The sequence below is a fragment of the Pseudomonas sp. KCJK9000 genome (assembly GCF_046230725.1).
In the GTDB taxonomy this organism is placed as follows: domain Bacteria; phylum Pseudomonadota; class Gammaproteobacteria; order Pseudomonadales; family Pseudomonadaceae; genus Aquipseudomonas; species Aquipseudomonas promysalinigenes.
Genome location: NZ_JBJJLN010000098.1, coordinates 1 through 9,180 on the forward strand (window position 1 = coordinate 1; position 9,180 = coordinate 9,180).

The 9,180-nt window shown below is 63.0% G+C and carries 9 protein-coding genes; 6 read left to right on the forward strand and 3 right to left on the reverse strand.

The features are described from left to right. Window positions 1-162: 162 nt before the first annotated feature. Together ACK59H_RS22345 and ACK59H_RS22350 are read left to right on the forward strand one after the other, a co-directional pair. The gene (locus tag ACK59H_RS22345; protein ID WP_409264933.1) at window positions 163-861 is read left to right on the forward strand and encodes a response regulator; all 699 of its coding nucleotides are present in this window, start codon (window positions 163-165) and stop codon (window positions 859-861) included. After that, on the forward strand, window positions 858-2,459 hold the full coding sequence (locus ACK59H_RS22350) for an ATP-binding protein (RefSeq protein WP_409264934.1): 1,602 nt from the start codon (window positions 858-860) through the stop codon (window positions 2,457-2,459). The genes ACK59H_RS22345 and ACK59H_RS22350 overlap by 4 nt, the downstream gene beginning before the upstream one ends. 3 nt (window positions 2,460-2,462) lie before the next feature. Here the strand turns inward: ACK59H_RS22350 and ACK59H_RS22355 are convergent, their stop codons facing one another. Next, entirely contained in the window at window positions 2,463-3,164 is a 702-nt protein-coding gene (locus ACK59H_RS22355; protein ID WP_060480617.1) for a 4'-phosphopantetheinyl transferase, read from the reverse strand. Window positions 3,165-3,192: 28 nt separating this feature from the next. Beyond that, window positions 3,193-3,987 (reverse strand): dienelactone hydrolase family protein, encoded by a 795-nt coding sequence (locus ACK59H_RS22360; protein ID WP_409264935.1) that lies wholly within the window; start codon window positions 3,985-3,987, stop codon window positions 3,193-3,195. 129 nt (window positions 3,988-4,116) lie between these two features. On the opposite strand from ACK59H_RS22360, the gene ACK59H_RS22365 reads away from it, so the two are divergent. The 4 genes from ACK59H_RS22365 (at window position 4,117) to ACK59H_RS22380 (ending at window position 8,483) form a co-directional block, all read left to right on the forward strand. Continuing rightward, window positions 4,117-4,722 carry an outer membrane protein gene (locus ACK59H_RS22365; protein WP_060480619.1) on the forward strand — a complete coding sequence of 202 codons (606 nt, stop codon included), beginning with the start codon at window positions 4,117-4,119 and terminating at the stop codon, window positions 4,720-4,722. Window positions 4,723-4,845: 123 nt separating this feature from the next. Further along, window positions 4,846-5,523 (forward strand): response regulator, encoded by a 678-nt coding sequence (locus tag ACK59H_RS22370; protein ID WP_060480620.1) that lies wholly within the window; start codon window positions 4,846-4,848, stop codon window positions 5,521-5,523. Further along, complete coding sequence (locus tag ACK59H_RS22375) at window positions 5,520-6,866, forward strand: ATP-binding protein (protein WP_186476491.1); 1,347 nt, start codon at window positions 5,520-5,522, stop codon at window positions 6,864-6,866. Before ACK59H_RS22370 ends, ACK59H_RS22375 begins: the two co-directional genes overlap by 4 nt. 294 nt (window positions 6,867-7,160) lie before the next feature. After that, window positions 7,161-8,483, forward strand: coding sequence for a dicarboxylate/amino acid:cation symporter (locus ACK59H_RS22380; protein WP_060480622.1), 1,323 nt, complete (start codon window positions 7,161-7,163; stop codon window positions 8,481-8,483). Window positions 8,484-8,536: 53 nt separating this feature from the next. Here the strand turns inward: ACK59H_RS22380 and ACK59H_RS22385 are convergent, their stop codons facing one another. Next, on the reverse strand, window positions 8,537-9,031 hold the full coding sequence (locus tag ACK59H_RS22385) for a SprT family zinc-dependent metalloprotease (RefSeq protein ID WP_409264936.1): 495 nt from the start codon (window positions 9,029-9,031) through the stop codon (window positions 8,537-8,539). Window positions 9,032-9,180: the final 149 nt, after the last annotated feature.

Below are 9,180 nucleotides of genomic sequence, written 5' to 3' on the forward strand. Positions count from 1 at the left end.
ACCGTGCGCAAATCCCACAGGTACAATTGGCCCGAAACAAACGTAGGAGCGAGCGCAGCTCGCGATGCGCCGCGCGGGCGGCGCTCGATCTCATAGACGCCAAAAAACTCCAGCCCTACTCTCAAGCCCTAACGCAATCCAAAAACAACAAAGGCAAAAGCCATGGAGCACCCGACTCGCCGCATCCTTATCGTCGAAGACGACCAGCGCCTGGCGGAACTCACTGCCGAATACCTTCAGGCCAATGGCTACGAAGTCGCCGTGGAGGCCGACGGCGCCCGCGCCGCCCGGCGTATAGTCGACAGTCAGCCTGACCTGGTGATACTCGACCTGATGCTGCCCGGTGAAGATGGCCTGAGCATATGCCGGCGCGTGCGCGGCCAGTATACCGGCCCGATTCTGATGCTCACCGCCCGCAGCGACGAGCTCGATCAGGTCCAAGGCCTGGACCTTGGGGCCGACGATTATGTCTGCAAACCGGTTCGCCCGCGCTTGCTGCTGGCACGGATCCATGCCTTACTGCGACGCAGCGAAAGCCCAGACGCCAAACGTCAGGCGCTTACCTTCGGTGCGCTGCGCATCGACAACCGCCTGCGCGAAGCCTGGCTCGGCACGCAGCCCATAGAGCTGACCAGTGCGGAATTCGACCTGCTTTGGCTGCTGGCCAGCAATGCTGGGCGGGTGTTGTCACGCGAGCAGATCTTCACAGCACTGCGCGGGGTCGGCTACGACGGCCAGGACCGCTCCATCGACGTGCGTATTTCCAGGATTCGCCCCAAGATCGGTGACGACCCGATCCATCCGCGGCTTATCAAGACGCTGCGAAGCAAGGGTTACCTGTTCGTCGGCGATGCACCATGAAGCATTCGATCTTCCTGCGTATATACGGAGGCATGCTGGCCGTACTGGTGTTAGTGGCGCTGCTCGGGGTGCTCAGCCTACATCTGGTCAACGAAGTACGCGCGGCCCAGCACCGTGAGCGCCTGGCCCAAGGCACATTCAGCCTGATGGCCGATAACCTCGCGCAGCAGAACACCACCGAGCGCAAGCGCTCACTGCTGATGTGGGAGCGCCTGCTGGGCGTGCCGCTGTCTCTGCAGCCCATGTCGGCCCGCACCCTGGAGGGTGGGCAGCGTGCGCGGTTGTATCGAGGCTTGGTGGTGGTGCAAAAAACCGGCCCGCACGCCGCCCTGGTGCTGCGTAAGGTGGGCCAGGAAGACCTGTTGCTGGTGGCGCAGGTCAAGCAGGTCAGCGAGCAGTTGGCGCGTGCCACCCTGTACCTTTTGGCCGATGAGCTGGTGCGCTACCCGGTTACCGAACAGCCGCAGCGCTTGGCAGAGCTGGCCCGAAGCAAAGGCTTCGGCTTTGGTGTGGCGCTGCAGCGCATCGAACGGGTTGGGCTAGATGATGATCAGCGTCGCCGGGTAGAGGAGGGTGACACGGTGATGGCCCTAGGCCGCGACGGTGATTCGGTTCGCGTGTTCGCAGGCCTGCCGGGCTCGCCGCTGGTGCTGGAAATCGGCCCGCTTCATCAGCTCAACCCCTATCCGCCGCAGTTGCTGATACTGATCACCTTCCTCGGCCTGTGCCTGATCGGCCTGGTGGTGTACTTGCTGGTGCGCCAGTTGGAGCGGCGGGTTTCAGGCATGGCGATCGCCGCCACACGGATTGCCCAAGGCAGCCTGGACACTCGCGTGCCGGCCGGCGATGCCGACTCCGTGGGGCACCTGGCTGCGGCCTTCAATGGCATGGCAGAGCACCTGCAGCGTTCGCTGAACATGCAGCGCGAATTGGTGCGCGCGGTGTCCCATGAACTGCGCACCCCGGTAGCGCGCCTGCGCTTTGGCCTGGAAATGATCGAAAGTGCCACCAGCGATCAGGCCCGTGCCAAGCATCTGGCCGGCATGGATGGCGACATTCAGGACCTGGACAAGCTGGTTGACGAGATGTTGACCTACGCCCGCCTTGAGCAGGGCGCCCCGGCACTGAAGTTTCAGCGTGTCGAGCTCGATGCCTTGTTCGACCGGGTGATCGAAGAGCTGGCGCCGCTCAACAGCCAGGTCCGATTGCTGCGTGGCCCCTGCCAAGCCAATGAAGGCTGCTGGGTCGAGGCTGAGCCGCGCTACCTGCACCGTGCACTGCAGAACCTGGTGAGCAATGCGTTGCGCCATGCCAGCAGCGAGGTGCGCGTGAGCTACCAGTTGGGCCAGCAGCGTTGCCGGATCGATGTGGAGGATGATGGCCCGGGCATTGCGCAAGGTTACTGGGACCGCATCTTCACGCCGTTCACCCGGCTCGACGACAGCCGCAGCCGCGCGTCTGGCGGGCATGGGCTTGGATTGTCGATCGTGCGGCGGATCATTTACTGGCACGCAGGCCGCGCCACGGTGGGGCGCAGCCAGGCGCTCGGTGGCGCCTGCTTCAGCCTCAACTGGCCCCGCGAACAGCCGCCGCAGTAAGGCTCAGACGCTGATCAGGCTAAGCAGGTGGCCGTCTTGCAGGCAAAACTGCCCGTCCACTTCGGTGCCCTGCGGCCATTGGGCTGACAGGTCGGTGAGCAAGCGCAGGCGCGCCAAGCCATCGGCGGACCATGCCAGTACCTCGGCGTGTTCGAAATAGAAGCGCTGCCGGGTCAGGGGGTAAAGCGCCTTGAACAGGCTTTCCTTGAGCGAGAAGGTCAGGGTGACGGTCAGGCCCATCTGCCCAGGGTCCAGGCGCTCGCATTCGGCGGGAGTCAGGATTTCGCCCATCAGCCGCGCGGCGCGCTCGTCATCGAGTAGCGCTTCCTGGTCCAGGCCCAGGCCGCGACAGGTGCCTTCGCTGGCCACCACAGCGGCTGCCCAGCCCTTGCCATGGGTGATCGAGCCACAGATGCCAGCGGGCCAGATCGGTGCGCGGTCTTCATGGCTGCCTGGTACGTAATCGCGGCCATCCAGGCGCTGCAGTGCGGCGCGGGCGCAGACCCGCCCGGCCAGGTATTCGGCCTGGCGCTTGGCAACCGAGCGCTGCAAGCTGGCGCTGGGCACGATACCTGCGCGTTGAAAATCGTCCACAGCAAGGCGGGCGGGGTCGAACGCACAACTGGCCAGAGCCGCACCAGGAAGCGGTCGCGGCAGAGGCCAGTGGTGCTGGAGCGGGGCACAGCAGGCGGGGTGATTGTTCATGGCCGCTATTGTAGCGGCCTGTGGGGCGCTACTTGAACACTTGCTTGAAGAATGCCTGCATGTCCGCCCAGGAGCTCTTGTCCGCTGCCTCGTTATAGCCGATGTCCGGCCCACCGTGTTCGCCGTGGCTCAGCCGATCGGCGTCGGGATTGGTGAAACCGTGTTTGGCACCGGCAATGCTGACGAACTGGTAGTTCACCTTGGCCGCATCCATCTCCGCCTTGAACGCGTCTACCTGCTGCTGTGTGACCATGCTGTCGTCAGCACCGTGCTCGACCAGTATATAAGCGCGAACCACACCAGGCTTGGTGACCGGCGTCTGGGTGGCCAGCGGGCCATGGAAGCTCACCACAGCGTCCAGCCTCGCGCCACGGCGCGCCGCATCGAGCACCACCTTGCCGCCAAAGCAGTAGCCGATGGCGCCAAGCTTGTGCCTGTCGGTGTAGGGCTGTTTTTTCAATAGGTCCAGCCCGGCATCGAAGCGCTTGGCCGCTTCGGCCGGGTCTTTGCTCGCCTCGGCCATGAATGCCTGGGCGTCCTGTGGGTGCTCGGTGTGCTTGCCTTCGCCATACATGTCGATCGCCAGCGCGCTGTAGCCCAGCGCAGCAAGGTCGCGGGCACGCCGCTTGGCATAGTCGTTGAGCCCCCACCATTCGTGCACCACCAGCACGCCCGGGCGCTCACCCTTGATGGCGTCGTCGTAAGCGTAATAGCCCATCAGCGCTGTGCCGTCGGCATCTTGATAGCGGATATCGCGGGTTTGCACTGCCGCTTGGGCGAGGGCGGCGCTGCACATCAGGGTCAGGGCCAGCAGGGCGCGCATGTTCACTACTCCTTGGTTTGCAGGCAGATCGTTCAGCTGTGGTTCAGTCAGGGTTCAGCCGCGGTTCAGGGCTCCCTGCTTACTCTAGCTTCCAGACCGCAACAGTGCCTTTATCTGGAGTATCACACCATGAAAACATTCCATTCCCTGCTCGCCGCCGTGGCCGTTTGCGCCGCAGGCATGACCTCGGTCCAGGCTGCCGATGACAACTTCGCCAGCCTGACCTACGGCCAGACCAGCGACAAAGTGCGCAAGTCTGGCTTGCTGCAGAGCAACACCGACCACCTCAATGCCGACGGCATCATTGGCAAGGACGATACCTGGGGCGTGCGCCTGGGTAAGATCAACGACCAGGGCCGCTACTACATGACCTATGACAACGTCTCGGGTGACCACAGCGGCGTCAAGCTGCGCCAGGAGAACCTGCTCGGCAGCTATGACCTGTTCCTGCCGGTGGGCGATACCACCAAACTGTTCGGCGGTGGCAGCCTGGGCATGACCAAACTGACTCAGGATTCGCCAGGGGCCAGCCGCGATACCGACTACGGGTATGCCGTTGGCCTGCAGGCTGGGGTCATTCAGGAGATCACCGATAATGCCTCGATGGAGCTAGGCTACCGTTACCTGCGCACCAATGCCGCCACCGAGTTGGGTGCCAGCGGCGGGCCGAAGGAGGGCACCCTGCGCCTGACCAGCAGTGCACAAACCTACCTGGCCGCAACTTACAAGTTCTGACCGGCGAGCCGAGTTATCCTGTACTGTCCTGTTCGCGGGTAAACCCGCTCCTACAGCGATCCCCTGTAGAAGCGGGTTTACCCGCGAACAGGCCCATACAGGCACATACCAAAGGAGCCTTGCATGAAATTGCTGGTGGTCGAGGACGAAGCCCTGCTGCGGCACCACCTCCACACCCGTCTGGGCGAAAGCGGCCATGTGGTCGAGGCCGTGGCCAACGCCGAGGAGGCCTTGTATCAGGCCGAACACTTCCATTTCGACTTGGCCATCATCGACCTTGGCCTGCCCGGCATCAGCGGGCTTGAGCTGATCGGCCGCCTGCGCAGCCTGGGCAAGGTCTTTCCCATCCTCATACTCACCGCCCGCGGCAACTGGCAGGACAAGGTCGAAGGCCTGGCCGCCGGTGCCGACGATTACCTGGTCAAACCGTTCCAGTTCGAGGAACTCGAGGCGCGTCTGAACGCCCTGTTGCGCCGTAGCAGTGGCTTCACCCAGTCGACCATTGCCGCCGGCCCGCTGCTGCTGGACCTCAACCGCAAGCAAGCGACCTTGGATGAGCAACCCTTGGCACTGACCGCGTACGAGTACCGGATTCTCGAATACCTCATGCGTCACCACCAGCAGGTCGTGGCCAAGGAGCGTTTGATGGAACAGCTCTATCCGGGTGACGAGGAGCGAGACCCCAATGTCATCGAGGTGCTGGTCGGCCGTTTGCGCCGCAAGCTCGAAGGTGATTGTGGCTTCAAACCGATCGACACGGTGCGCGGCCTGGGTTATCTGTTCACCGAGCGCTGCCGATGATCCGCTCGCTGCGGGTGAGGCTGATGCTCGCGGCGGCGGTGCTGGCGTTGCTGTTCATGCTGGCGCTGCTGCCGGCCTTGCAGAAAGCCTTCAGCCTGGCCTTGCAGGAATCGATCGAGCAGCGCCTGGCATCGGATGTGACAACGCTGATTTCCGCCGCCCGCATCGAGCATGGCCAATTGCAGATGCCCGATCTGCTGCCGGACGAGCGCTACAAACTGCCCTATACCGGCCTGTTGGGGTACATCTTCGATCGTGATGGCAACCTGGTCTGGCGCTCACGCGCAACCACTGACCGGCACATCAATTATCAGCCCCGCTACGACGGGCGCGGTAACGAGTTCGCCCGCATCCATCAGGACGATGGTGAAGAATTCTTCGTCTACGACGTCGAGATCAAACTGCTCGGTGGCCAGAGCGCCGCTTACAGCATCGTGGCGTTGCAGCCGGTCAGCGAGTACAAGGCCACGCTCAATGGCTTGCGCGAAAAGCTCTATCTGGGCTTTGGCGCAGCCCTGCTGGCCTTGCTGATGCTGCTGTGGGGCGGCCTGACCTGGGGCCTGCGCTCGTTGCGTCAGTTGAGCCTCGAGCTGGACCAGGTGGAGTCCGGGGCGCGCGATGGCCTGAGCGGCGAGCACCCTCGTGAGCTACTGCGCCTGACCCGCTCGCTGAACCGCCTGCTGAGCAGCGAGCGCGAGCAACGCGCCCGCTACCGCGATTCGCTGGGGGATCTGGCCCACAGCCTGAAAACGCCGCTGGCGGTATTGCAGGGCGTGGGCGAGAGCATGCAGCAGCGCGCAGGTGAGCGTGAGCAGGCCCGAGTACTGCAAAGCCAGATCGAGCGCATGAGCCAGCAGATCGATTACCAGCTGCAACGTGCAAGCCTGCGCAAAAGCGGCCTGGTGCGCCACAGCGTAGCGCTGTTGCCGGTGCTGGAGAGCCTCTGCAGCACCCTGGCCAAGGTCTACCGCGACAAGCAGGTGCAGGTTCTGCTGGATGTGCCTGCCCAGGCCCATGTGCCGATGGAGCAGGGCGCGTTGCTGGAGCTGCTGGGTAACTTGCTGGAAAACGCCTATCGGTTAAGCCTGGGGCAGGTGCGGGTGAGCCTTGAGCAGGCGCCAGGCACGCAGACCTTGTGCATCGAAGACGATGGCCCTGGGGTGCCGCCCGACCAGCGCGAGCGCATTCTGGAACGCGGTGAGCGCCTGGACCGTCAGCATCCAGGGCAAGGCATCGGATTGGCTGTGGTCAAGGACATCGTCGACAGTTATGACGCCGAGCTGACCCTCGATGAATCCGCGCTGGGTGGTGCCGCGTTCTGCATCAAGCTGCACGTGGACTGATCGGCCCTTCGGGCGGATTCCCGCCATATCCGCTGTACATTTCCCGCCATCGGGCGGAAATCCGCCATCCATTTTCAGAGAAATCGCCCCGTCGTTGGGCATGTATGCCCGTCAAACACGCGCTTTGCACCCAAGCTGGGCATTTTGGCATTGCCCTTGCTATGTCCATTGCCAGAGCCCAGCCAAGGCCGCTCGAACACAACGACAAATCCCTCCAGGTGCAGGAGGGTTAGCGATTCAGGTGCCCCACACCCTGGAAAAGGGTGGAGCCGGCACACTTGAGGAAAATGAGCCATGACGACACGTCAGCCGCTGTACAAATCACTGTATGTCCAGGTGTTGGTAGCCATCACCATCGGCATCCTGCTCGGCCACTTCTACCCGGAAACCGGCGTCGCCCTCAAACCTTTGGGTGATGGTTTCGTCAAACTGATCAAGATGGTCATCGCCCCCATCATCTTCTGTACCGTGGTCAGCGGCATCGCCGGCATGCAGAGCATGAAGTCGGTCGGCAAGACTGGCGGCTACGCGCTGTTGTACTTCGAAATCGTCTCCACCGTCGCGCTGATCATCGGCCTTGTAGTGGTCAACGTGGTGCAGCCAGGCGCTGGCATGCACATCGACGTCAGCACCCTGAACGCCAGCAGCGTGGCCGCTTACGCCGCTGCCGGTGCGCAGCAGACCACGGTTGGCTTCTTGCTCAACATCATCCCTAGCACCGTGGTGGGCGCTTTTGCCAACGGCGACATCCTGCAAGTGCTGATGTTCTCGGTGATCTTCGGCTTCGCGCTGCATCGCCTGGGCAGCTACGGCAAGCCAGTACTGGACCTGATCGACCGCTTCGCCCATGTGATGTTCAACATCATCAACATGATCATGAAGCTGGCGCCGGTCGGTGCCTTTGGTGCAATGGCCTTCACCATCGGCCAGTACGGCGTGGGTTCGCTGGTGCAGCTGGGTTACCTGATGGCGTGCTTCTACATCACCTGCCTGCTGTTCGTGCTGGTGGTGCTGGGCGGTATCTGCCGTGCCCACGGCTTCAGCGTCCTCAAGCTGATCCGCTACATCCGCGAAGAGCTGATGATCGTGCTGGGTACTTCTTCTTCGGAATCGGCCCTGCCACGCATGCTGGCCAAGATGGAGCGCCTGGGTGCCAAGAAGTCGGTCGTCGGCCTGGTTATCCCGACCGGCTACTCGTTCAACCTTGACGGTACTTCGATCTACCTGACCATGGCCGCGGTGTTCATCGCCCAGGCCACCGATACCCACATGGACATCACCCACCAGATCACCTTGCTGCTGGTGCTGCTGGTGGCGTCCAAAGGGGCTGCCGGTGTGACCGGTTCGGGCTTCATCGTCCTCGCCGCCACCCTGTCGGCCGTTGGTCACCTGCCGGTCGCAGGCCTGGCGCTGATCCTGGGTATCGACCGCTTCATGTCCGAAGCCCGCGCCCTGACCAACCTGGTTGGCAACGCCGTAGCCACTGTCGTGGTTGCCAAGTGGGTCAAGGAAATGGACGACGACAAGCTGGCCTCGGAGCTCGCTTCTGGTGGTGCACCACTGGAAATGAACCTGCCGACCGACGACTTGGGCGTTGCGGAAGTACCGGTTCGCTAAGACTTGCGCGGTAAAAGAAAAGGCGACCCTCGGGTCGCCTTTTTCGTGCCTGGTTATTCGACGCGGGTTTCGCCGCTGTACACCAACACCGCCCGGCAGCGCCGGCACAGATAGCGCCGCCCCTGGCGTACCAGCTTGTGGCGTTGGGCGGTGAAGGGGAAATCACTTTCCGGGCATGGGCACCGGTAGATGTAACGGGTCACCACCCGGCGCTCGACGGCATAGTTGTGGCAGCGATTGGGCGGGAGTTCGTACACGCCGCGCATGATCAGCTGCCATTCCTCACCGTGGGCCTGGATACGGTCGCCGAACAACTGATGAGCCACCAGGTGCGCCACTTCATGGGCCACCGTCTGGCGCAGGAAGTCGTCCTGGTTCTCTCGGTACAGTTGCAGATTGAAGCGCAGCCGGTTTTCGTGCAGGTGGGCAACGCCGGCCTTCTGGCCGCGAAGTTTGAAATTGACTTCCGGGCGCGGGAAAGGCCGCTTGAAAAAGGCTTCGGCTTGCTGGTAACAGGTTTCGACGCGTTGTTTGAGCAGCTCGGGCATGGCGGGGCGGTTCTCCTGGCCGGGCATTATGCCGCAAGCATGGCCAGCCTGCCGAGCCACCGGTCAGCAGGCAGACAAAGGCCGCCTTGCGGCGTAATGCTGTTCACTTAAGCCTAGAGGCTCGGCGTGAGCTCTTCGGTGAGGCGCAG